This is a genomic window from Mucilaginibacter arboris (assembly GCF_009754915.1).
Lineage (GTDB): Bacteria > Bacteroidota > Bacteroidia > Sphingobacteriales > Sphingobacteriaceae > Mucilaginibacter_A > Mucilaginibacter_A arboris.
In genome coordinates this window covers 52,473-75,884 of sequence record NZ_WPIK01000009.1, presented here as the reverse complement: position 1 = coordinate 75,884, position 23,412 = coordinate 52,473, and the positions used below count along the sequence as shown (strand labels likewise).

The window sequence follows — 23,412 nt, the reverse complement described above, 5'->3', positions numbered from 1 at the left end:
TAAACTATTGATTAAAAGCAATGTTACCTAAACAAAATAAAAATCTAAAGATTATGACTAACGGCGTATTTGAAGCAGGCGAAAGAGTAATTACCAAAGATGGTGAAGGTGTAGTGAACAAAAATCAGGAGAAAAAACAAGATCAGATTGAAGTAAAACTCAATACCGGCGAAATTAAAACTTACGCACCTACAGAAGTTTCGGATGATTCTGATGCAGGTTAATTACAAAAAATGAACGGTGATAACGATAACCCAGCCTTTTTAAAACGTTACCGGCTTTTAATTACGCTGGTTATTATCCTGCTGGTTTTAGCTGTAGGTTGCTGGCTGGTAAAAAAACGTGGCGCAAACAGGACTGATGAACGGAAGGATAGAGTGTTGCAGCAATTAGATCAGCGTAAAAAGTAATTTAATTTTAACCGAAAGCCGATTTAAGGTTAGATTTGAAAAATTTGTTTCGCATTTTTATCCATTCATCTTAAAATAAAGCCTTACACATGCTTACCATAATTGCCGGCACCAACAGGCCTGGCAGCAGCACTTTAAAATTAGCTGTTTATTATCAGAAAAAACTAAACGAAAAAGGCGTTGAAGCAAAGGTTTTATCTTTGGAAGAATTGCCTGACAACCTGCTTAAAACTGATCTTTACGGAAAACGCAGCGAAGGGTTTAAGCCATTGCAGAAATTGGTCAATGCTTCAGAAAAATTCATTTTTATTATTCCTGAATACAACGGCAGTTTTCCAGGCGTTTTAAAAGCCTTTGTGGATGCCTGTGATTTTCCCGGAAGTTTTTATGATAAAAAAGCAGCTTTGGTTGGCATTTCTTCAGGAAAGTATGGAAACATTCGTGGCGTTGATCATTTTACCGGAGTTTGCAATTATGTAAACATGCACGTTCTTTCGCTCAAATTGCATATTCCTTTCATTAGAAAAGAAATAGATACAAACGGAAATCTAACAGAAACAGATACAATTGGGTTTACCAATGAGCAAATGGACAGGTTTATTAAATTTTAAACGAAAGATTTCAGAATAATATCATTTGCCGTTAATTAATTTGGCCACTGCAAATGCAGCAGCAGCAGCCAATGCACCAATAACTACTACTTTTAAGGCATCAGAAACAGGAGCCTGGCCGGTAACTTTACTTTTAAAATAACCAAAAACAAACAGGCAAATTAGGGTTATGGCACAGGAATAATATAAAGCTGTACCAGACTCAGCAATAAAAAAATAAGGCGATAAAGGAATTATACCGCCAATAATATAAGAAAACCCGATGGTTAAAGCGCTTTGTGTTGCCCGGTTTGCTTCAGGTTTTTCTAAGCCGAGTTCATAGCGCATCATAAAATCGACCCATTTATCGGTATCTTTTGCCATTTCATCAGCCACCTGGTTTTGTAATTGTGTTGATAATCCGAAACCTGCAAATACTTCTTTTACCTCTGCTTTTTCCTGTTCGGGCACGCGCGCTACTTCATCATATTCACGTTTTAGTTCTGATGCATAATGGTCGGCTTCTGTTTTTCCGGCTAAAAATCCGCCTAAACCCATCGCAATAGAACCGGCAACAATTTCGGCAATTCCGGCAGTGATGATGATAGAAGATGAATTAACGGCTCCGCTTAAACCGGCAGCCAGGGCAAAAGGTACGGTTAAACCATCAGACATGCCAATAACAATATCGCGAATGGTATCAGAGCTGCGTAAATGGTGTTCGTGGTGCATCTGCTAAAATTAAGAACGTTTAAAGAAGATGCACAAAAATGTTGTAATTTGGGATTAGTCTGATTAATTAAAGCAATTAAATTTGACCAGTTAAAAGCTGATAAAAATCGATAATTTTACTTTATTAATCCATCAACAACACAAAATGAAATACAAACTCCATCTATTTTCGGCTTTCCTTATTTCAATTGGTTTTTATGCCTGCTCCGGTTCCGGAAAAAATGCTTCTGCTGATAGTACTGCACAAAACGCATCAACAAAACAACCGATGGACACAGCAGATACAAGGTTGGCCAATGATCTTTCCTTGTTTTGCACCAACCAGGTTAACGAAGCACAGTTAGCCACAACCAAAGCCTCAACCCAAAAAGTAAAGGAATTTGCGAAACAAGCGATAGAATTATACAACGGCTTAAACAAAAACTTAAACCATGTTTCGGAAGATTATGCTGTAAAATTACCTGCAGCAGCAACACCTGCTATTACAGAAAGCCTGCAAAAATTAAGTGCAGTAAAAGGAGCATCTTTCGATCATGCTTACCTGCTGCAAACCCTGAAACAGCATAACGCCATGATCCGCGAATACAATGCTGCAAAAAATATTCAATGCATACCTTTAAAAATGTTTGTAGGCAGCAACCAGGCAGCAATTATTAAACAGGCGTATGCAATTTCTGCTTTGAAGGATGAGACGCCTTAAAGCATTTTAATTATTCATACTGTTACTGCTTATGTTTTTTCGGGTTCTGCCGGTTTTCTATAAAAGAAATTAATTCCATCACCTGGCCAACCCCAATATTTAAACAGTTTTTATCCTGACATCGTATATAAAATCACTTAGATCAATAATCCTGAATTTCTTGCTTTCCGGATGTAGAGGGTTTAATAAATAATTATATTCATCAGGGATTACTATTGACGGAACTCTGATAACAGGTTCTACTGCGGCCAGCAATAAGCTAGATCCAAATTGTTTGGTTGAAGATGGAGCCGGCGAATGTTTCCAATTTCCAGGTAAATCTGCTTCTTTCAAAATACGGATAGAATGATCCGGGATTTCTATTATGGTAATGCTTAAAGCCCGCGGAATATCATCTATATTAACATTAACGGTATATTCCAGTAAAGCTAAAGCCCTGCTTTCTGAAGTATAAAGGCAGCCGATCATTTTGTTATTCCACCTCCCGCCAAAAAGCTTAGCACCTTCTCCTGTTAAATCGTTCGCATATCTTGTTCTTCCAAGCCGGTAAACTATCATGCAAGTGTTTTAAGAGTAAACACCATAATCTATTCTACCGATCAAATTTTTTATTTCTTCTCTCCCAAATTGGTTGTCCAACAGTTCAAAAGGCTGTTTTCCTCCTAATGCCCGGTTCGGCTTAAAAACCCATTCATTAAACTTGGTTACATCTTCAAACACTTCAAAGCCATAAGAGTATATATCTGCTATACTTACAATCCGTTCGCTAAGGGCAACGCTGAAATGTTCTGTTCCTTTCTTGTTAATCAAGGTTGCCCTGGTTGTAGAAAGTAAAGTGGAGAGTTTATCATAATCAAGATTGGTTTTACTTTTAAGGCTCTCCAGGTCTCTTTTGCTCAAACCATTGCGTGCCATATTCATTTTTTCCACAGCGGTCATTTGCCATTCGGCTTTGTCTGTTTTTCCTACAATTATTGAAGTAGTATGCAGATAACTATCATCGTTTTTTATCTCGGCAATACGTTCTTCACCAACTTCCTGAACTTCTAATGCAGCTATTTGCGAGCGTGTATATGCTTCGGTTTTTTCTGAAACGATATTTTGCCCGGCTTTTGCCTCTGCTTTTTTACTATATTTTTGGCTTGGTTTCACAGTGTAATTTTTTACGATTATGAGTATAAATTTATACTTTTATATTCGAATAAAAAAAATTAAAATAAAATTTATTACGATGCCGTTAGTGGAGTACCTGGAAGGTTCTTAACAAATCATTCCTTTATCAAATCCTCGTTTTTTAAGAAATACCTTTTTAAAAAGCAAGCTGATACGGAAGATCTCTTTCCCGGAAGTTACAAATGCGTTTTTAACTTCTTCCAGCAATCCTTTTCTTAAATTCATTTTTATAGAGACGTAAAACAGCGATGGCATAAAACGTCACAAACAGAAAGATGGCACTTCCAATTAAATGTGCAATTTCTACTGGAATAATAAAATGAGTAAAATTAAACTTTAGTGGTGTTAATCCGATTAAAAAAACTAATGGCGTTTAATAAAAAACTAATGATCTGTAATCTAACGATAAATCTAAATATCATAACTGCCGCCGAGTATAAGGCATCATCATTTATCGATTTCTTGTTTTCCTTCTCTTTCTTCTTTAATCCTATAAAAAAATTACCGATACTTAGAAAGAAGAAAGGCAAAACGGTCATGAGGCCAGTAATACAGAATAACCAGTAGGCAAAGTGTTTGATGTGAAAACCATAATAACAAAAAACGCCTGCTGAAAGGGAAACAATAATTCCAGGGCCTTTAAAAAATTCACGGAAAAAATTCCATTTTCTTTGCGTGATCTCTTTCCTGATTAGCCTTTCACGGATTTCCTCGAGTTTTTCGATACCGCTGTGGCCTCCAAAATCTTCCTCTAATACCTCAGCATACGCCTTTTGGAAATCATTTATCGAATCCCTTGTCTCCAAAGTGCTCATGATGTGGTCGTACACTTCCAGGTAAGTTTCCTGGTAGCAAACCTCGTTACTAACAAGCGTTCTTATGATTGATTTTTGTTCTTCATTTAAAATCATCTTACAGCTGGTTTAATGTTTAACAATGCCTGCAACTGTTCCATAAAAAGTCGAGCCTCATCCAGTTTACCGATAACTTCCTTACCTCCCTGTTCGGTTAATCGGTAGTATTTTCGCCCCCGGCCATCAACAATCTCCGTGCTCGTTTCAAGTAAACCATCTGCTTCCAGTTTATGTAAGGCAGGGTAGAGCGCACCTTCTGTCAGTTTTATCTCACCTGCTGTTATCTCCTTCACCTTTTGAGAGATTTCATAACCGTACATTCTGTCATTATCCTCCAATAGTTTGAGGATAATCGTTTGAAGTGTTCCTTTTAAAAACGAATTAGAACTCATTCACTAAAGGTATGATTAGATACATAAGAAAGCAAGGTATAAAAAAGTTTTTTCTTAACCATTATGCTTATCAAAAGCTTTTTTAAAGAACCTTTTTAAATTTTGTTCTAATTATTTGGGATGCTTCTTTTACCACCTAAAAATCTGCAAGACAATAATTTTCTGTATCAGCAGAAAGTGGTAAATGCAATTTTATAGTGCTAAAAGAAGCACCATCATCCATTTGAAATCACAACCGGTTTATTAAGACAATTGCAGAACAACTGCTAATTTCTGAGACAATTCCCGCAAAAGCCTTTTTTTATTATATTCAATTGAGCGACCGGAATTCTAAAGGTGAGTAACCCACGCGTTGCTTAAATAGCCGGGCGAAATGCTGGGGATATTTGAAGCCCAGTTCAGACGAAACCTGACTAACTGTTTTACTCGTATCGAACATCTTTTCCTTAGCAATATCAATCAGTTTGGCTTGTATATAATCCTGGGCTGTTTTGCCTGTTTCTTTTTTAACCAAGTCACCGAAATAGTTTGGAGATAAATTGAGTTCATCAGCGCAGTAAGCTACAGAAGGCAATCCGATAGTTTGCGGTTTTTCAGACCTCAAATAATCATTCAACAGATTTTCAAACCTCTCTAAAATGCCGGCGTGTACAGTATCCCGGGTGATGAACTGCCGGTCGTAAAAACGGACACAGTAGTCCAAAAACAGTTCGATATTGGACACAATCAGCCTTTTACTATGCTTGTCGATGGCATGTTCCAGTTCATACTCAATTTTTGAAAAATAATCCAGTACAATTTTCCTTTCACTTTCTGATAAATGAAGCGCTTCGTTGGATTGATAGCCAAAAAACGTATAATCTTGAATATGCCGCCCAAGCGAAGTACCATGTATCAGATCAGGATGAAATACCAAACCATGCCCTTTCGGTTGGTAAGTTTCTCCATTGCTGTTAACACCTGCTACCTGGCCCGGCGCAAGAAAAACTAAGGTACCTTCCTGGTAATCGTACGTGTTTCTTCCATACACCAGATCACCGCACTTCACATCTTTTAGAAAAATGGTGTAAAAGCCAAAATACATGCGGGAGCCTTCCCTGGGGGCTGCCTTTGAGAAATCGATCACACTTACAAGCGGGTGCAAGGTTTTAGTATTGTTAAAGGCGTTGTAATCGCTGATTGTCTCAAATCGTCTCCTGTTATCCATATCACTATCGTTTTATCTCATTCAAAATTACCGCTTTATTCAGTTCTTAACCATATAAATTCGTTAATCAGTAATAATGGTATAAACATCCGTAATCTGTATCCTGTTTAACCAAAAAGAATCGCAGATCTTTGCATTGTTAAAAACAAAAAACATGCAAAAAGTTAAATTAAATAACGGCGTTGAAATGCCCATCTTAGGATTTGGTGTTTTCCAGGTAACAGACCTGGCAGAATGTGAAAGAAGCGTAGTGGATGCAATTGAAACTGGCTATCGTTTGATCGATACTGCAGCTTCTTATATGAATGAAGAAGCGGTAGGCAGAGCCATCAAAAGCAGCGGTGTACCGAGAGAAGAATTGTTTATCACCACCAAACTCTGGATACAGTCTGACGGATATGAAGGAACAAAAAAGGCTTTTGAAAATTCACTAAAAAAGCTGCAACTGGATTACCTGGACCTTTATCTGATCCATCAACCCTACGGCGATGTTTATGGCGAATGGCGCGCTATGCAGGATTTGTATAAAGAAGGAAGGGTTAGGGCAATCGGTGTAAGCAACTTACATCCTGACCGTTTTATGGACTTAATTGTTCATAACGAAATTGTTCCGGCGGTCAATCAAATTGAAACACATCCCTTCCATCAGCAACTCGAATCGCAAAAGTTCTTAGTGGAAAATAAGGTTCAGATCGAATCCTGGGGGCCGTTTGCTGAAGGCAAGAACAACATCTTTTCCAATGAGACCTTGCTTTCCATCGGAAACAAATATAATAAATCAATTGCCCAGGTGATCCTTCGCTGGCTTACACAAAGAGGCGTGGTTGCTATCCCAAAATCAGTCCGCAAAGAACGAATGGAAGAAAACTTAAACAGCGTCGATTTTAAATTGAGCAGTGAGGATATGGAAGCCATCAAAACTTTGGACACCAAAGCAAGCAGCTTCTTTGACCACCGCGACCCGGCAATGGTGAAATGGTTAGGCGAAAGAAAACTGAACAACTAATAAGGCAACGTAATTAATGTGCTTCGGCGTGCTACACTGGCATAACGCCAAATAGCAGTTTTTATCTATGTCCAAGATCGCTAAAAATCAAACCAACATAAATACTTAAACCTAAGATGATGAAAAAAGCTATTATCGGAATGTTCCTGTGTATAGTCACTGTGCAGCTATCAAATGCTCAGGCTAAACTGCCAAACTCAGCAACTACAATAGTTACGAAAGAAGAACAGGAAATACTTGATCTTTCCAGAACAAAATGGGCATGGATGGCAGACAAAAACGTAGAAACCTTAAACGGACTATTTGATGAAAAATGTGTCTTTGTTCATATGGGCGGAAGCTGGGGCAAGACCCAGGAGCTAAATACCATTAAAAGCGGCGGAATTTGGTATAAGAAAGCAGCAGTCTATGCTGCATCCGTAAATATTTTCGGTAACACGGCCATCCTACTGAATGATATCGATTTGTTAGCAGTAGTCGGCGGAAACGAAGTTACACATGCTTTTATGGTGACTGAGGTATATCTTAAAGATAACGGCAAATGGAAAATGGGTTCACTCACCTTCTCAACATTGCTTAGGCCGGTTAAAGCGGTAAAACCGATAACAAACTGACAAAAAATTATCCGTAACAACTTCTGCCTTTAAAGCTGTTTAAACTTGATGCCATGCTTCTTTTACCAGGTAAAAATTGGTGTTGGCATCCGTTTAAGTAAATCAAAAACCCGATGACCGGCATTTTTAGGCGATAAAAGAAGCATCGGCCCTATTATGTTGTTGGTTCATTACTTTAAAGTTAGATTTTGTTCTGGTACTTACCCCATATCTATTTTACAAGGTAATTTTTTTATCAAAACCCATCATCAAACCAATGCCTTTCTACTTACATTTTTTTGCTGTTGGCAATATAAAACTCCAGCGCCAGTTCTTTGATGCGTTCATTCTTTTCGCCCAAAATTTCTTCGGTGGTTTTATCCTGGAGCAATGCAAGGATTTCTACCTGCATCCGGAAGATCATTTCAACCTTGGCACTGTTGATCCCTAATTCTTTAATCAGGATCGTATTAATATCAAACTCGCTGGCAGCGCTTGTATCCTGATGGTTTTTTCCGGTAGTTTCGTTCATGGCAATGCTGTTTTTATCGGTATAAAATTGGTGTGCTGTACCCTAATTACTTCCGGTACAAATTAGTTAAAGTTTGTTTAAGGGTTTTAACTGCCGGCACTGTCGAGGCTTTTTTATTAGCAAACAAAGCAGCCGCACCATCTTCATCGCCATAAAAAGAACTGTTGGCTTTTTGGTCAATATCCAGCGAAGAACCGCTTAAACTAATGCCCGCAAAAAGCCCTTTGCTGCGCGAATAAGAATAAACTTCTGATTCCATTTTGTAATCTGTTCCGGCAGAAGAATTACGGCCAACCGGACCAGCGGCAACAGAAATATCCCCGCCTAAAGTAAAGCTGCTTTTACCGATATTTTGCAGGGAAGTTTTATCAAGGAAAACCAGCACCAGATCAACTGATTGAATTCCTGCCTGAAAACCTAAACTTCCGCCAGTCATGGTTAAAAAAACAGGATTGCTCCAGGTCCCATCTGCGTTTTTTATCATTGCAATACCTTTTCCCCGTTTACCGCCAACTACAAATCCGGCATTGATCAATCCCGGGATAATGATGATTCCTTCTGTTTTTTGCATCAATTGTTTCGGGATACTTTCGCGAAGTTTTCCAAATTCCTGGATCACTTTTGTAGAAGCATCGAGCTTTTGCTGCTGCTTGTCCTGCGCCTGAATAGTCGTTACAAATAAAATTAACGGTAAAAGAAGTACGTGTTTTAATGAAGTTATTAATTTCATGGTTTAAGTTTAAATAAATAGATAACCGATGCAAACCTACTTTATTGCATTAACTACATTTGCCTGTACCAGTTGCGCAAACGTACATCAATTTTCGGGTCTTTATCGTTCACTAATTTTTTAAACAATTCAATATCACTCAGCTTATTTCCCGGCTGGCGATAATGGTAAGGATAAATTACTGCGGGTTTAAAAGCTAAAACGGCATCGGCAGCAGGCGTTACATCCATAGTATAAGGCGGGTTCATGCAAACAAAAGCAACATCAATATTTTTTAAAGCACGCATTTCTGGTGTTCCGTCTGTATCCCCGGAAATGTAAACCCTTTTCCCGCCAAAATTTAACACATAACCGTTGCCCACCCCTTTTTTGTGCCTTGCGGTTTCTTCGGGAATATTGTAAGCGCCAACTGCTTCTATTTTGATGTTTTTAAAAGTTGTATTTTGTCCGTTGCCTAAAACTGTAATTTTTGCAAACGTTTTATTTTTAAGCTGATCAACCACTTTTTGCGGTGCAATCAATTCTGTTTTAGTTAGATCGAGGCCGCTTAAAGTAGCTTCATCTAAATGGTCTCCATGTTCATGAGTGATTAAAACAACATCAGGCGCTTTCATTCCTTTATATCTTTCTGCACCGCCATAAGGATCAGCATAAACCGTAACGCCATTCCATTGCATTACCAAAGCCGCATGAAAAATGGGCGTAATTTCGAGATTGCCTTTTTTAGTTGGAAAAACATCAGCTTGCGCAAAAGCCAAAGAAAAAGGCAGTAAAAACAGTATCAGGAAAAAGTATTTCATGGTAATTTTTTTTGTGGTTAACATTCTGCAGGGTTTTTGGTTTATACTTCTATAGTGGCGGCTGCATTATTACAGGTAATAACTAGATTAACTAAGGTACTGAAAATAGTTTTTATTAAACACTTTTACTATAAGGCCAAGGTTTGGGTGCCGCGTTTGCAGATACTGTTTTTATCAGGTAAAAATCGTTAAAAAAGCTTTTTATTTTGAAGCAGTACAATACATAAATGCTTATTATTGCATTATTATTCCGACTTCGTAGCTCAGCTGGTAGAGCAAGTGACTCTTAATCACTGGGTCCAGGGTTCGATCCCCTGCGGGGTCACATAAAAGCCTTTTATTAAGGCTTTTATTATTAAAAAAATTCAAAGATGGCTGGTTTAATTATCAGCCCTCTTTTTATGTAAAAGAAGTATCAGGGTGAATATTTGTAAGAAAACTGTTTAAAATTTTTCTACTGGTATTTTATAAATGCTTCTTTTATCACCTAAAAACTGTTATTCGCCTTTTACATTTCAAGGGCAGAAGTTGCAACTTTATTTAAATAAAAATCATAAGCTTGCTTTACAGGCATTATAATCAGGGGGAACTAAAACCTGAAATTACTAAACCAGGTTTTAATATAATATTTTACCTGGTAAAAGAAGTATCGTGCTTTTTAAATTAAGCAAGAAACCCCTCAGCATGAAATTGTTTTTACAGGCTCTATTTTAATAACCTTAGCTTATGCAATACGTAATAGTTTAACTTATAAAGTTACTATTACAATTATGTTGGTAAATCAGGTCCTGGTGCAATGGTAATAACCAATGAAAAAGAGAGGTTAAAAGCATTATTCAGCTATAATATAATGGATACGGATGCCGAAAAGCATTACGATTCAATTACTAAGCTTGCTACCTACATCTGCAAAACTTCTATGGCGGCCATCAACCTGATTGGTGATAACCGTTTATGGATTAAATCAAAGGTTGGAATTGATGTATGCGAAGTTGCCCAAGAGATTTCTTTTTGCAAATACACCATCCAATCAGAAGCTATCCTGGAAATAAAAGATACTACGCTGGATAGCCGTTTTAAAAACAATCCTTTTGTTACCGGTGATGCTGGTATCCGGTATTATGCCGGCATTCCGCTTATTGACCCCGATGGTTATATTTTAGGTGCCTTATGTGTATTTGATACAGTAACACGCGAATTAGATGAAAAACAAAAAGAAGCCTTAAAGTTTTTGGCCAACGAGGTGGTTTTGCATTTTGAAGCAGCAAAAAAAAATCATGAGCTACAGCTTTTGTTAAAAGAACAACAGAAATTTCAGGCGTTGTTTAATAATTCTATAGAACTTCATTTTGTATTAAACCAAAATGGTAAGATCGAATTTGTTAATGAATCTGTAGAAAAACAGCTTGGCTATACTAAAGAAGAAATAACCGGACGAAATATCTGGGACTTTTGTAATCCTGAAGACCGTGCAAACGTTCTGCAAAAACTCAAACAAACCCTAAACCGTGGCGAAAAGCAGATTATTGTTGATACCCGAATGATTGCCAAAAACGGCGAAAGCAAATGGTTTTCGTGGAGCAATGTAACTGCAAACGGTAAATGGTTGATTAACGGCCGTGATGTAACCAGCCAAATGGCAATTCAGCAGGAGTTGCAGCAGCTATCACTGGTTGCCAGCCATGTAAATAACGGCGTAGCAATTAACGATGCCGACAACAACATTTTATGGGTAAACAAAGCATTTGAAAAAATTACAGGTTATGAATTAAAAGATATAAAAGGCCGCAAACTAAGAAATATTATTATTGGAAAAGACAGCGATAAACAAATCCTGGAATATGCAATAGCACAAACAGCCAGTAAAAATTCTTTTTCTATCGAAATCCTTGCTTATCATCAGGAACAAAAACCAATCTGGCTTTCTATCATGAACTCTGTTATTTTAGATGAACAGGGTGAAATGAACAGAAGCGTTGAGATTATTACAGATATTACCGAGCAGAAAAAGACAGAACTGGAACTGCAAACGCTTTCTTTTGCCGTAAAAAAATCAGAAGCAGGCGTGTTAATCAGAAACGGAAAAGAGCAGGTAATTTGGATGAACGAAGCGCTGGAAAAAATTTGGGGATGGAAGCTGAGCGAACTTCAGGGCTTAACCATAGAACACCAGTTTACAGGTAAAGAAACGAACATTGCAGAATACCAGAAAGCCAGAAAAGCTGTACTGCACAAAAAACCTTATGATATAGAAATTGCACTTTATAGAAAAGACGGAACGCTTGTTTGGCTTTCCATCTACAACAACCCTTTGTTCGACCACGAAGGAAATGTAATCCGCCAGCTAAGTATTATTACCGATATAACTATCCGTAAAAAGGCAGAACAGGAACTGGTGCGTACCCGGGAAGAAGCTTTACAACTAAGCCGGGCAAAACAAACTTTTCTTTCTGTAATGAGCCACGAAATCCGTACGCCTATTAATGCCATTATCGGCATGAGTCGGTTTTTGCTTGATGAACATCCTGCTCCGCATCAACTTGATAACCTGAACACATTACAGTTCTCGTCCGAAAATTTATTAAAACTGGTTAACGATATTTTAGATTTTACCAAGATAGAAACAGGTAACATGGCGCTGGAAGCAATACCAGTTAACCTGGAAGAACTTGCCCGACGTACCTTGCACACTTTAACGTTTAAACTGGATGGGAAAAAAATAAATTTAAATTTAGCTACAGATGCTAAAATTCCTGAGTTTGTTCTGGCTGATAGTACCAGATTGTACCAGATCATGATCAACCTGTTAGGAAATGCGGTTAAATTTACAAGTGAAGGAGAAGTAAAGCTTGTTTTAACACTCGAAAAAGAAGACCAGGAAACCGTTACTATTAAATTCTGTATTTCCGATACCGGAATTGGCATTCCTCCGGATAAATTAGATTCTATTTTTGAAGCTTATACCCAGGCCAGCACGGATACTGCCCGAAAATATGGCGGCACTGGTTTAGGCTTAACCATCACTAAAAAGTTAATAGAACTTCATCAGTCAACTATACAAGTTACAAGCACATTTGGCTTTGGTTCTAAATTTAGCTTTACCATTAATTTTAACCGCACAACTGATAATATGCAAGCAATCATCCCAAATCAAGAACAAGAAAACGGGCCATCACTGGTACTGGTTGCTGATGATGACATGATTAACCGAACGCTGGCAAAAAAAGTGCTTTCTAAACTAAATATCCAGGCAGATATTGCAGAAAACGGACTGGTGGCGCTTGAAATGGCCATGCAAAAAGATTATGATTTAATTTTGATGGATATGCAAATGCCCGTAATGGATGGCTTGGAAGCGACTAAAAAAATACGCGAGTTACCTGAAGAAAAATACCAAACGCTGCCTATTATTGCTTTAACCGGAAGTGTTTTTGGGATAGATTTAGAAGTGATGTATAAAGACGGCCTCACCGACCACTTTTTAAAACCTTACACGCCCGAAGGCCTTTACAATAAAATTAAGCCCTATTTAAAAAAACAGTTAGTAACAAGCGATTAAAAAGCAAATGATTACTCCAACCAATAAACCAGTAAAGCTAATACTGTTTTTATCGGTTAAAAATTGAGGTTAATTTATAAATATACCAGTAATTTAATCAGCATAAATATTCAGGCTTTTGCTGCCACTACACCAATTTTTTTTACCGATAAAAGAAGCATCAAATGTGTGTTGATTGCTTCTCGTTTACACAAACCTGCTTCAACCTAAAAAAGCTTCCCGGTTACCTCGGGAAGCTTTTTTAGTAATCATACTGAGAAGATTTAACCTCTGTTGTTTTGTCGTTCTGGCGGGTTTTGTCTTTCCGGCGGATTTTGGCGCGCAGGCCGCTCCTGCTGTTGTGGCCTTTGTTGTTGGTTTTGCTGTTGCTGGCGTTGCTGCTGCATCTGCTGCTGGCGTTGTTGCATCTGTTGCTGGCGCTGTTGCATTTCTTGCTGATGTTGCTGCATTTGCTGCGGATTTACCTGATTTTGCTGCTGGTTACGCTGCTGCCATTGTTGTTGCGCCTGGTTTTGCTGAGGTTGGTTTTGCCGCGGATTTACCTGATTTTGCTGCAACTGGTTATCGGTACGGTTTCTGTTTATATCGAAATTTCCTGAAGGACGGCCATAATTACCTTGCTGAATAGTTGGATTTGTATTGGTCGGGGGCAGAGTAGTAGCAGGCTGCGTTGCAATAGGCTGATTATTCCTTGAAGGCCTGTTTCCGGAACTTACAGGATTATTGCCATTAACATTTGTACCATTCTGCCCGTTGCCCGTATTGTTATTATAGGTGGGGTTTGAACCGGAACGTTGCGGAAATTGGTTAACATTTACCGGGTTATTATTAGATGTTCCCCTGTTTCTGCCAAAACCATTATTGGTATTTCCGGGATAACCGTTCCCTTGTACCGCTGTATTTCCCTGATTGCCAGGTTGCCTTGGATTACCGTAAGCGTTATTGCTGCTTCCATTGTTCCTGAACCTGCCATTAACGTTTGCCGGATCAATGATACGGCTTGGCCTGCCACCATTATTTCTGTTATCTGCAATTTGCGGCCGGTAAATATTAAAGGTATTATTACGGATAACAGCTACGCCGGGGCGGTTTCTGTTCCCAACATTATAAATAGTTACAGGCGTATTGGTATATCGTCGGATTTCATCCGGCCTCGGGCCGAAAATATATCTGCGGTTATTATTAGCATAAATATTATTAATAATAATTGTATTACGAATGATATTGATATTACGCCCTGCCGGAACATAGTATTGGTAAACATTAGGTGCGTAAATATATCTTCTCGGCGCAAAAACCCAATAATTATCAGGTTCATAATAACCGGCACCGATAGAAACATCAATATCAACACCAGGGCCAAGCGGTGCCCATCCATAATAATCATCCCCTGTGCGCCAGTTTACCCATGCCGGGCCCCATTCTGTTCCCGGAATCCATTCCCAACCGTAATTCTCATCAAAACGCCATCTGCCATAATGGAAAGCCGCCCATCCCCAGTCATAATCTGAAACCCAGGTATTGCCATATTCTGTAGCAATCCAATGGCCATTAGTAGCATAAGGTTTAAAATTCTGGTTTACATCAGGCAACCAAACATAACCATAATCAGGGTCTTCTATCCATTGTCCGTAAGGCTCCAGTTCATCATAAAAAGTCTGAAAAGTAACAGATACGCCCGGCTGCGCTTTGGCGGCCTCAATATTAAGGCAACAACTTATTGCTAAAACCAGCGTTAGGCCAGCTATTGCTTTTCCAAACATTTTTATCATGATAGGATTCTTCAGGTTATTTTGGTAATATTTATTCGACTGATTATAAACCTTATCGTTTAATCATCAGGCGTATATAATATAATAAAGATGCTTCTTTTAACCATCATTTTTAGATAACAACTTCAGTATATATTTTGTTAACATCGCCGTTACAATTACAACAGAATAAGTATTTTTATCAGCAAATTGTTCCATCATGAAAACAGTAAATATTCCGCGTGTTGATTTAAACACGTATATAAATGGTCCGGCAGAAGACAAAAAACGTTTTTCTGACGAAGTGGGCAAAGCTTTTAACGATACCGGCTTTATCACCGTTAGCAATCACGGTTTAAGTAAAGAGCTCATTGCCAAATTGTATGAGCAGGTGCAAAAGCTATTTTCGTTGCCAGATGAGGTTAAACTAAGTTACGAAAAACCGGAACTGGCCGGTCAGCGCGGTTACACCAGCAAAGGCCGCGAAAAAGCAAAAGACGCTAAAACACCGGATTTGAAAGAGTTTTGGCAGATAGGGCAAACGGTTACGGATAACGATCCGGTAAAAGAACTGTACCCGGATAATTTGGTGGTAAAAGAACTACCGGAATTTAACCGGGTTACCCGCGAAGTTTACCAAAAATTAGAACAAGCCGGAGAACATTTGCTTCGTGCCATTGCTGTTTATCTGGATTTGCCGGAGAATTATTTTGACGATAAAGTGCATAACGGCAATTCTATTTTGCGTGGCATCCATTATTTTCCAATTGAAGACCCTTCAAAAGTTCCGGATGATGCTGTTCGTGCCGGTGCGCATGAAGATATCAATTTAATCACCTTGTTAATTGGTGCAAGTGCCGACGGACTGGAAGTGTTAACGCGTGAAGGCGAATGGTACCCGGTAAAAGCACATGGCGAAGATATTGTAGTGAACGTAGGCGATATGCTGCAGCGTTTAACCAATAATAAACTGCGTTCTACTACACACCGTGTGGTAAATCCGCCAAGGGAACTGATGAAAACCTCCCGCTATTCTGTTCCGTTTTTTCTTCATCCAAAATCTACCGTTAGCCTGGCTTGTCTGGATACTTGTATTGATGAAGCACATCCGAAAGCTTATCCTGATGCAACCGCAGGCGAATACCTGGATGAACGTTTAAGGGAGATTGGCTTAAAGATGTAGATTTTAGGGTGGTAAAAGAAGCATCAGGAAAGCGTCTGCCAAGCTTCTTTTATAATCCCTGCCAAAGTGAACAAGTAAAAACAATCTTAAATTTGTAACATGATTTCAGTAAACCTTTCCATTAACCAATTAATTGAGATTATTCAAAACTTAAACGAAAATGAAAAACAGCAGGTGCGCAATGTTTTGGATAATGAGGACATGCTGTTGACTGACGAACAAAAACAGGAAATTTTGAATCGAGAAAGCGAATATAAGTCCGGACACATGAAAACCTATTCTATAGAAGAGGTGAAATCTTCTTTGAACTTTCAGGATTGATGTACAATCTTGAGATAAGTACAGCCGCAAGAAATGATCTTGCTGATACTTTTGCATGGTATGATAAACAGCAAAAAGGCTTAGGAAGCGAATTTCTTCAGGAAGTTTTTCAAAGTTTGAATACGATTGCAGAAAACCCTTTTTTGTTTGCCATCCGTTTTTCCGGAAAATTTCGTTTTGGTAAACTAAACAGGTTTCCTTATCTGATCGTTTACGAAATCATTGGCGATCAAATTATCATCAATGCTGTATTTCACACAAGCAGGAATTCTACTCGATTTTAAAAGAATATAAACTCATTTTTAGATTTGAGAGGTTAATAAACGTTGCTTAGTTAACCAGTTTATTATTCTAAATTGCATCATCTAAAAATGAATTTCATCAACAACTTCTACAAGCAATACCCTTTTTTAGCCATTCTGCTTGCTTTCCAGCTTTTCCGCCTGCTATTGCTGCCTTTTTTCGGGTTGATGCCGCAGGATGCTTACTACGATTTTTACGGAGAACATTTAGCACTTTCCTACTTTGATCATCCCGGGATGATTGGTTATTTGCTCCGGCTTTTTACCACGATTTTTGGCAAATCTGTTTTTGTAATTAAGCTTGCCGATTTTACTGTAACCAGCATTACTTTACTTGCATTTTACAAACTGGCAGGTTGTTTCTTGTCAAAACAAAAACAAAATATAGCTATTGGATTGCTCGGTTCTACTTTTCTGATCTCCGTTTTATCCACCATTTCCACGCCGGATGTTCCGCTTTTACTGTTCTGGAGCTTATCCTTAATTGCACTTTACCATGCTGTTTTTATGCAGCAAAAAATGTACTGGCTGCTTGCCGGACTTTTAATGGGTTTGGCTTTTGATAGTAAATACACAGCTGTGTTGCTGCAAATCGGATTGATCCTGTTCCTGATCTTTTCCCGGAAATACCGGAAATTATTGCTTTCCGGCTGGTTTTGGTTAAGTTTGATTATCTCTGTACTGGTTACTTTCCCGGTTTTTTATTGGAACTATCAGCATCATTTCGTTTCTTTCCTGTTCCAGTCGTCGGGCAGGACCGGTGATATTGTCAAATTTCAGCTTAAACCAAAATTATTTCTGGGAACTGTAGGAACACAAATGTTCCTTTTACTGCCTGTGGTTTTCTGCGGATTGGTACTTTTAACTTTTAAGATCATCAAAAAAGTATTCACAAAATGGCGTTTGCCAAATAACGAGATACTGTTTTTACTATGCTTTTTTCTGCCTGCGTTTTTGGGTTTCTTCTTTATCAGCCTTTTTTATTGGGTGAAGATCAACTGGATGATGCCCGCTTATCTTACCGGTTTTATCTTTCTTGCTGTTTTTATCTCCCAAAAATCAGCAAAGATCAATATCCTGATCGCCGCCATTTTGCACCTCGCTTTTGCTGTTGAAGTTATTTTTTATCCCGTTCCCATAAAAAGCGATGATACCTGGTTTGGCTGGAAACAATTAGCCAACCAGGTGGAAATCCTTCAAAAAAACTATCCCGATACATTCATTTTTTCTGCCGATGGTTATAAAACCAGCGCCGAACTGCGTTTTTTCCTGCCGCAAAAAATATACGCACAAAACATTTTCCATCAGTCGGCTTTGCAGTTTGATTATGTTGGCGATAACGTGCTTCTTTTAGCAGGTAAAAATGCGCTTTTTATAGATTCTGACCCGGGTTTTAAAAACACTGCTAAAAACGGAAATATTCCGGCGGAGTTAAAAACCTATTTTAAACATGTACAGGAGCTGGAGCCGATCATCATTAAAAACGGCAGTAAAAACGCCCGGAAGTTTTGGGTTTATTATTGTTTAGAGTACCGGCCGGTGAAGCAATAATTTATGCGGAAGGCTTCACGGTATTCTCAAGTCTTTTTCGCTTAAAATAAGCTACTATTTCTTCTTTTGTCATATTAGCTAACTTTTCGCTTAGCTTTTCTCTTTGCTCCCGCATATATTTTACCGAATCAAATTTCTTAACTTTTGCCTTCATATGTCATTAAATCTCTTGGTGAACGAATTTCTAAATGTTTATATCCGCTTTTAATATTAATTGCATTATAACCTATGATTCTTTGAACATTAACTATGTGTTTAAAATTCCAACTTACTAAAAAATCTGCATCACAAACGGTGGCTAAAGCGATATGCAAACAATCGGCAAAACTTGTTTTTCCAACCACTTTTTCATCAATATATCGAGTTGCTAATTCAACTGCCGCTTCAGTTTCTTCAACAAATTCTGTGTTTTCAGCTTTTAAGCTTCCAACTAAATTCCGAACATTAGATGGTGCATTTTCTAATTCATCCTGTGTTACAGTAGAAAATAGTAATACAAAATCACCTTTTGATATTCTTACAAAAAGCGGCTTCGTAAATTCTTCAAATTCATCGTCAAAATATCCTCCAAAAACAGAAGTATCTATATAAAGCCTTTGTCTCACTAAATAAAAATACGAAATTTATTATTAAATTAAAAGCCGCGTACTAGCTAATCTCCTTGCCATTCACTTCCTGCTGTGGTTCACAACTTGCAAAAAGGAAATCCCGTTTGAAAAACTAAAATAAGGGCCGCCATCACATGCATAAAATTGTATTATTCCGTTTACTTCAACTCAAGCCAGCAAACTATCATCCGCAACTTTTCCTTCTGCCTTAGCCAAAGTATCTTCCCGGTGCACCATATCTGCAATACTGGTATCGCCTAAAATTTTTAAAGTAGCATCCCGAACATTGGCCATTACATCGCGGATACCGCAATAATGTTCATCTACACACTCGGCACACTTTTCGTAAAAGTTCAGGCTTACACAAGGCAGTAAAGCAATCGGGCCGTCAATTACGCGGATAATAGCAGAAAGTTTGATCTCATCTGCTGTTTTTAGCAGGTAATAGCCGCCGCCCGCCCCTTTTTTACTACTTAAAAATCCACCGCGTTTTAATTCCAATAAAATTGCTTCCAGAAATTTTTTAGGCAACTGGTCACCTTTAGCAATATCAGCAATCAACATCGGCTTGTTATCCGTATTTCTGGCCAGCGCCATCAGGGCTTTTACCGCGTATTTGGTTTTTTTGGTAAGCAATGGAATTCGTGTTTAAATCAGGAACGATTAAACAAATGTAAAAAATTTTTGCGGGCCGGTTATTTGAAAAATAAACCGGAAACGATGCGCAGGGAAACTAAAATCACTACGATACCAACAAAAATCATGAGTGTTTTTACGGGCAATTTATTGGAGATACGAACTGCAATCGGTGCCGCAATCATTCCGCCTAAAACCAAACCCAGAATTACCTGGAAATGGTGCAAACCAATCAGCAAAATAAAAGTAACGGCACTGGTAAAAGCCACACAGCCTTTGGTTAAAGTGGAAGTTCCGATGGTGTAGCGTACATTTCGCCCGCCTGCGATTAAGCCGGTAGTAACAATTGGCCCCCAGCCGCCGCCGCCAATCGCATCCAGCAAACCACCAATACCTGCTAATAAGCCTATTCTTTTAATTTTTTTAGCCGGCCGGGTTTTATTTAACGCTTTACGGATAATCAGTACGCCCAGGAAAAGCGTATAACAACCAACTAAAGGCTTTAAATACTGGCTGTATTGATGCAAAGACGATAAAATAGTTGCACCGGCAACGGCACCAATAATGCCTGGAATAAGTAGTTTTTTAAAGAGTTTAAAGTTAACATTGCCAGATTTCCAATGCATTAAACCGGAAGCGCCATTGTTAAACACTTCGGAAGCATGAACACTTGCACTTGCCGCAGCAGGCGGAATGCCCAAAGAAAGCAGGAAAGTAGTGGAAGTAACACCATAAGCCATACCACAGGCGCCATCAATCAGCGAAGCGATAAAACCGCCTAACATGTATAACAACAACTGTTGGTTAAACTGCGCTGTTAACCAATCCTGGGCGTTAATAATACGCTGGTAACTTAAATAAGTAAAAAGCACATGGCCTAAAATCATTAGCCCGATGGCTGATAAAACAGCAAAAGTGATGGCAACCGGACGTGTAATTTTAACTTTTGCAGGTTGCTGCTCGTTTACCAGGCCAGAAGTGATTTCGTTCAACTGTTTTACCTTGTCCGAAAAATCCCCGTTTAATTTTTTGCGGATTTGTGTCATGTTGTTTAACACGTCATCGATCTCCGCAGGAAAAGTTTCGTTTAAAACTTCTTTTACGCGCTTGGCTACTGTTGGCGATTTTCCGTTAGTCGAAATCGCAATTTTAAGGTTTCCTTTTTGTACAACAGAACTCAGGTAGAAATCGCATAGGTCTGGCGTGTCTGCAACATTAACCAGTAAATTCCTGGCTTTACAAAGCTGGTAGATCTGCCGGCTTACCTGTTTGTCATCTATCGCAACAATCACCAAATCTTTTTCAAAAAGATCAGCTTCGGCAAAAGCGCGCTCCTCAAACAAGATGCTTCTTTTACCGGCAAATTCTTTGATCTCTTCGGAAATTTCCCTGCCAACAACTTTGACTTTTGCATCCGGACAGTTTCCAAAAATTGCCTGTAACTTCTCCATGGCCACATAGCCGCCGCCAACCAGCAAAGTATCCAGCTTCTCGGGTTTTAAAAAAACCGGGAAAAGTGTATTGACTGCTGCTGCTTTAATAGTTGCTACTTCTTCCGTTGCCATGCTTCTTTTAAGGCCTATTATTTAATAACGTTTTCTGCAAGTTGTGCTTCGCGATAATCTGCAGCTTTTTGCTTAATCATCCGTGATTGCTCGATATAATATTTAGCAAATTCTTGGCTTGGTTCCTGCTGATTGATCTGATAAACCAGTTCTTCAAAAATGATCGGCAGCTCGATTTTACCAGTTGCAACAAAGTTGGTATCAAAATCAGTGATGATGCCAGCCTGTGTATTGGTTTTGATATTTTCAGAAATCAACATCGCTTTAGCTGTATGAACGAAAGCCGTATAAGCGTAATAGATCGCATCTGCATAATCTCCTGCCTTAAAAGAAGTATCAGCGTTTTCTAATTTTTCATCAGATTCAAACAACAGTGTTGCTACCAGATCAATCATTACACCGGCACACTCGCCAACACCGATTTCGGTTTTGTAAGGCGCGCTTTGTTCCCAGTCGATAAAATCATCCGGAGTTACTGTTTTAGTATCGCCCAGCGGATTCAACAAATCGTAGAAGTAAATTTTACCCTGGCGGTTGTAATACTGATTAAAAAGTTCGCCTTCGATTGAATTGGTTTGATAATCATACAATAATTCACGCAATACCTGCGGACCGCGTTTACTGGGCACTTTAATTACTTTATCCGCAGCAACTCCAGCACCATTTCCGGTTGGGCCGCCGCCTAAAAGTACTTGCAAAGCCGGAGCAACCATTTTATCAATCTTCATACTTGATCCATGAAAACCAATACTGGCCATCGCATGCTGTGCACACGAATTGATACAACCACTGATCTTGATTTTAATATCTGTATTGTAAATCAAATCAGGAAACTCGTTTTTAATTACTTTTTCCAGCTCACGGGTAATACCGGTACTGTTGGAAATTCCCAGGTTACAGGTATCTGTTCCGGGGCAGGAAGTAATATCGGCCATGCTTTCAAAACCCGGTTCTGCTAAAGTCAACCGGTTCAGTTCCTCAAAAACGTAAGGTAGGTTTTCTTCGCGGACAAACTTTAACAGCATGCCCTGTGTATTGGTTAAACGGATATCGTCTGCCGCTGCTGTTTTTACCAATGAAATTAACTGGCGTGCAATTGGTGTTTTAATATCTCCGTTCTGGATACGTAAACCGATAGCTACAAATCCTGCTTGTTTCTGCGGAAAAACGTTGGTTTTAAGCCATTGTTCGTATTTTAACGGATCAGTAATCTCGGCGTTAAAAATTCCATTTTCAGGAATACTTGTTTCATATTCCGAAGTATTGATCTCGTAAGTTTTATTTTTAAGCGCCAAACGTTCGGCTTCCGCTAAACGGATCAATTCTTCTGCGCCAATATCCTGCACCAGATATTTCATCCGTGCTTTGTGGCGTTTGTTGCGTTCGCCGTAACGGTCGAAAACACGCAGAACAGATTCTGCAAAAGGAATGATCTGGTTTACGGGCATAAAATCTGTAACCGGATCGGCCATGTAAGGCTGAGAACCTAAACCTCCGCCTAAAACCACTTTAAATCCTCTTGTTTCAACACCGTTTTCGATTTTTACCTTCGGGATAAAACCCAGATCGTGCATAAAGGCAAATGCAGTATCATCTTCGGAAGAAGAAAAAGCAATTTTAAACTTCCTTCCCATTTCCTGGCAGATCGGGTTACGTAAAAAGTAGGCAAAAGCAGCATGGGCATAAGGCGAAACATCAAAAGGTTCTTTCGGGTCGATGCCAGCCATTGCAGATGCGGTTACATTTCTAACCGTATTTCCGCAAGCTTCGCGCAAGGTGATATCATCTTCTTCCAGTTCTGCCCATAATTGCGGTGTGCGGTCGAGGCTTACAAAGTGGATTTGAATATCCTGACGGGTAGTAATATGCAGATTTCCTGTTGCATATTCATCAGAAACATCACTGATTTTATTCAGTTGCTGCGTCGTAACTTTCCCATAAGGCAATTTGATGCGTACCATTTGCACGCCTTGCTGCCGCTGTCCGTAAACGCCGCGGGCCAAACGCAGGCTGCGGAACTTCTCATCATCTATTTTTCCTTCGCGGAACAAACGGATTTTCTTTTCTAAATCCAGAATGTCTTTTTCTACAACAGGGTTCTCTAACTCAGTTCTGAAACTTTGCATTATACTCTATAGAATTAATATACAATAGTAATATATATTTTGTACCGATAAAAGAAGCATTTGCTGAATACTTCTTTTACCGGTATATTTT

General features: G+C 38.9%; 27 protein-coding genes and 1 tRNA gene. 13 read left to right on the top strand and 15 right to left on the bottom strand.

Annotation, left to right across the window (positions count from 1 at the left end):
* Positions 1 to 53 precede the first annotated feature (53 nt).
* The 3 genes from GO621_RS11255 to GO621_RS11245 all read left to right on the top strand — a co-directional run bounded on the left by GO621_RS11255 (position 54) and on the right by GO621_RS11245 (position 1,021).
* The gene (locus GO621_RS11255; protein WP_157567039.1) at positions 54 to 224 is read left to right on the top strand and encodes a hypothetical protein; all 171 of its coding nucleotides are present in this window, start codon (positions 54 to 56) and stop codon (positions 222 to 224) included.
* Between the two features lie 9 nt (positions 225 to 233).
* Positions 234 to 410: a hypothetical protein gene (locus GO621_RS11250; RefSeq protein ID WP_157567037.1), complete on the top strand. Its 177-nt coding sequence runs from the start codon at positions 234 to 236 to the stop codon at positions 408 to 410.
* Between the two features lie 89 nt (positions 411 to 499).
* On the top strand, positions 500 to 1,021 hold the full coding sequence (locus tag GO621_RS11245) for an NADPH-dependent FMN reductase (RefSeq protein WP_157567035.1): 522 nt from the start codon (positions 500 to 502) through the stop codon (positions 1,019 to 1,021).
* A gap of 21 nt (positions 1,022 to 1,042) precedes the next feature.
* Here the strand turns inward: GO621_RS11245 and GO621_RS11240 are convergent, their stop codons facing one another.
* Positions 1,043 to 1,732, bottom strand: a complete 690-nt coding sequence (locus GO621_RS11240) for a VIT1/CCC1 transporter family protein (protein WP_157567034.1) — start codon at positions 1,730 to 1,732, stop codon at positions 1,043 to 1,045.
* 145 nt (positions 1,733 to 1,877) lie between these two features.
* Here GO621_RS11240 and GO621_RS11235 point away from each other — a divergent pair, with 145 nt between their 5' ends.
* Positions 1,878 to 2,432 carry a DUF4142 domain-containing protein gene (locus tag GO621_RS11235; protein ID WP_157567033.1) on the top strand — a complete coding sequence of 185 codons (555 nt, stop codon included), beginning with the start codon at positions 1,878 to 1,880 and terminating at the stop codon, positions 2,430 to 2,432.
* Positions 2,433 to 2,531: 99 nt separating this feature from the next.
* On the opposite strand, the gene GO621_RS11230 is transcribed toward GO621_RS11235, so the two are convergent.
* The 6 genes from GO621_RS11230 to GO621_RS11205 form a co-directional block, all read right to left on the bottom strand.
* Positions 2,532 to 2,990, bottom strand: a complete 459-nt coding sequence (locus GO621_RS11230; protein ID WP_157567032.1) for an RES family NAD+ phosphorylase — start codon at positions 2,988 to 2,990, stop codon at positions 2,532 to 2,534.
* 9 nt (positions 2,991 to 2,999) lie between these two features.
* The gene (gene parS, locus GO621_RS19295; protein ID WP_198170221.1) at positions 3,000 to 3,584 is read right to left on the bottom strand and encodes a type II RES/Xre toxin-antitoxin system antitoxin; all 585 of its coding nucleotides are present in this window, start codon (positions 3,582 to 3,584) and stop codon (positions 3,000 to 3,002) included.
* A 108-nt stretch (positions 3,585 to 3,692) separates the two neighbouring features.
* Positions 3,693 to 3,830: a hypothetical protein gene (locus tag GO621_RS11220; protein ID WP_157567031.1), complete on the bottom strand. Its 138-nt coding sequence runs from the start codon at positions 3,828 to 3,830 to the stop codon at positions 3,693 to 3,695.
* A 104-nt stretch (positions 3,831 to 3,934) separates the two neighbouring features.
* On the bottom strand, positions 3,935 to 4,516 hold the full coding sequence (locus GO621_RS11215; RefSeq protein ID WP_157567030.1) for a hypothetical protein: 582 nt from the start codon (positions 4,514 to 4,516) through the stop codon (positions 3,935 to 3,937).
* Positions 4,513 to 4,851 (bottom strand): PadR family transcriptional regulator, encoded by a 339-nt coding sequence (locus GO621_RS11210; RefSeq protein WP_157567029.1) that lies wholly within the window; start codon positions 4,849 to 4,851, stop codon positions 4,513 to 4,515. The genes GO621_RS11215 and GO621_RS11210 overlap by 4 nt, the downstream gene beginning before the upstream one ends.
* Before the next feature lie 310 nt (positions 4,852 to 5,161).
* Positions 5,162 to 6,058, bottom strand: a complete 897-nt coding sequence (locus GO621_RS11205; RefSeq protein WP_157567027.1) for a helix-turn-helix domain-containing protein — start codon at positions 6,056 to 6,058, stop codon at positions 5,162 to 5,164.
* 154 nt (positions 6,059 to 6,212) lie between these two features.
* Here GO621_RS11205 and GO621_RS11200 point away from each other — a divergent pair, with 154 nt between their 5' ends.
* Positions 6,213 to 7,064 carry an aldo/keto reductase gene (locus GO621_RS11200; RefSeq protein ID WP_157567025.1) on the top strand — a complete coding sequence of 284 codons (852 nt, stop codon included), beginning with the start codon at positions 6,213 to 6,215 and terminating at the stop codon, positions 7,062 to 7,064.
* 119 nt (positions 7,065 to 7,183) lie between these two features.
* Positions 7,184 to 7,678: a nuclear transport factor 2 family protein gene (locus GO621_RS11195; protein WP_157567023.1), complete on the top strand. Its 495-nt coding sequence runs from the start codon at positions 7,184 to 7,186 to the stop codon at positions 7,676 to 7,678.
* 268 nt (positions 7,679 to 7,946) lie between these two features.
* Here GO621_RS11195 and GO621_RS11190 read toward each other — a convergent pair whose 3' ends face one another.
* From GO621_RS11190 to GO621_RS11180, 3 genes are read right to left on the bottom strand one after another with little or no spacing between them, the layout of a single operon-like run.
* A complete protein-coding gene (locus GO621_RS11190) occupies positions 7,947 to 8,189 on the bottom strand; it encodes a hypothetical protein (RefSeq protein ID WP_157567021.1) in 243 nt (80 codons plus the stop codon).
* A 46-nt stretch (positions 8,190 to 8,235) separates the two neighbouring features.
* Positions 8,236 to 8,919: a lipid-binding SYLF domain-containing protein gene (locus tag GO621_RS11185; protein WP_157567019.1), complete on the bottom strand. Its 684-nt coding sequence runs from the start codon at positions 8,917 to 8,919 to the stop codon at positions 8,236 to 8,238.
* Positions 8,920 to 8,972: 53 nt separating this feature from the next.
* A complete protein-coding gene (locus GO621_RS11180) occupies positions 8,973 to 9,719 on the bottom strand; it encodes an MBL fold metallo-hydrolase (RefSeq protein ID WP_157567017.1) in 747 nt (248 codons plus the stop codon).
* Between the two features lie 252 nt (positions 9,720 to 9,971).
* Between GO621_RS11180 and GO621_RS11175 the strand changes: the two genes are divergently transcribed.
* The 3 genes from GO621_RS11175 to GO621_RS11165 all read left to right on the top strand — a co-directional run bounded on the left by GO621_RS11175 (position 9,972) and on the right by GO621_RS11165 (position 13,488).
* Positions 9,972 to 10,044 (top strand) — tRNA-Lys (locus GO621_RS11175).
* A gap of 471 nt (positions 10,045 to 10,515) precedes the next feature.
* Positions 10,516 to 13,278 carry a PAS domain-containing hybrid sensor histidine kinase/response regulator gene (locus GO621_RS11170; protein ID WP_157567015.1) on the top strand — a complete coding sequence of 921 codons (2,763 nt, stop codon included), beginning with the start codon at positions 10,516 to 10,518 and terminating at the stop codon, positions 13,276 to 13,278.
* A gap of 63 nt (positions 13,279 to 13,341) precedes the next feature.
* Complete coding sequence (locus GO621_RS11165) at positions 13,342 to 13,488, top strand: hypothetical protein (RefSeq protein WP_157567013.1); 147 nt, start codon at positions 13,342 to 13,344, stop codon at positions 13,486 to 13,488.
* A 53-nt stretch (positions 13,489 to 13,541) separates the two neighbouring features.
* Here the strand turns inward: GO621_RS11165 and GO621_RS11160 are convergent, their stop codons facing one another.
* On the bottom strand, positions 13,542 to 15,050 hold the full coding sequence (locus tag GO621_RS11160; protein WP_157567011.1) for a DUF6600 domain-containing protein: 1,509 nt from the start codon (positions 15,048 to 15,050) through the stop codon (positions 13,542 to 13,544).
* A 199-nt stretch (positions 15,051 to 15,249) separates the two neighbouring features.
* Between GO621_RS11160 and GO621_RS11155 the strand changes: the two genes are divergently transcribed.
* The 4 genes from GO621_RS11155 (at position 15,250) to GO621_RS11140 (ending at position 18,386) form a co-directional block, all read left to right on the top strand.
* The gene (locus GO621_RS11155) at positions 15,250 to 16,212 is read left to right on the top strand and encodes an isopenicillin N synthase family dioxygenase (RefSeq protein ID WP_157567009.1); all 963 of its coding nucleotides are present in this window, start codon (positions 15,250 to 15,252) and stop codon (positions 16,210 to 16,212) included.
* 99 nt (positions 16,213 to 16,311) lie between these two features.
* Entirely contained in the window at positions 16,312 to 16,533 is a 222-nt protein-coding gene (locus GO621_RS11150) for a hypothetical protein (protein WP_157567007.1), read from the top strand.
* Positions 16,533 to 16,817, top strand: coding sequence for a type II toxin-antitoxin system RelE/ParE family toxin (locus tag GO621_RS11145; protein WP_157567005.1), 285 nt, complete (start codon positions 16,533 to 16,535; stop codon positions 16,815 to 16,817). Before GO621_RS11150 ends, GO621_RS11145 begins: the two co-directional genes overlap by 1 nt.
* Positions 16,818 to 16,904: 87 nt before the next feature.
* Positions 16,905 to 18,386 carry a glycosyltransferase family 39 protein gene (locus GO621_RS11140; protein WP_157567003.1) on the top strand — a complete coding sequence of 494 codons (1,482 nt, stop codon included), beginning with the start codon at positions 16,905 to 16,907 and terminating at the stop codon, positions 18,384 to 18,386.
* 137 nt (positions 18,387 to 18,523) lie between these two features.
* On the opposite strand, the gene GO621_RS11135 is transcribed toward GO621_RS11140, so the two are convergent.
* From GO621_RS11135 to GO621_RS11120, 4 genes are all read right to left on the bottom strand, one after another.
* Complete coding sequence (locus tag GO621_RS11135) at positions 18,524 to 18,991, bottom strand: PIN domain-containing protein (protein ID WP_317163436.1); 468 nt, start codon at positions 18,989 to 18,991, stop codon at positions 18,524 to 18,526.
* Positions 18,992 to 19,162: 171 nt separating this feature from the next.
* A complete protein-coding gene (locus tag GO621_RS11130) occupies positions 19,163 to 19,630 on the bottom strand; it encodes an RrF2 family transcriptional regulator (protein ID WP_157567001.1) in 468 nt (155 codons plus the stop codon).
* A 59-nt stretch (positions 19,631 to 19,689) separates the two neighbouring features.
* Positions 19,690 to 21,195: a TSUP family transporter gene (locus tag GO621_RS11125; RefSeq protein WP_157566999.1), complete on the bottom strand. Its 1,506-nt coding sequence runs from the start codon at positions 21,193 to 21,195 to the stop codon at positions 19,690 to 19,692.
* A gap of 17 nt (positions 21,196 to 21,212) precedes the next feature.
* Positions 21,213 to 23,321, bottom strand: coding sequence for a HEPN domain-containing protein (locus GO621_RS11120; RefSeq protein WP_157566997.1), 2,109 nt, complete (start codon positions 23,319 to 23,321; stop codon positions 21,213 to 21,215).
* Positions 23,322 to 23,412: the final 91 nt, after the last annotated feature.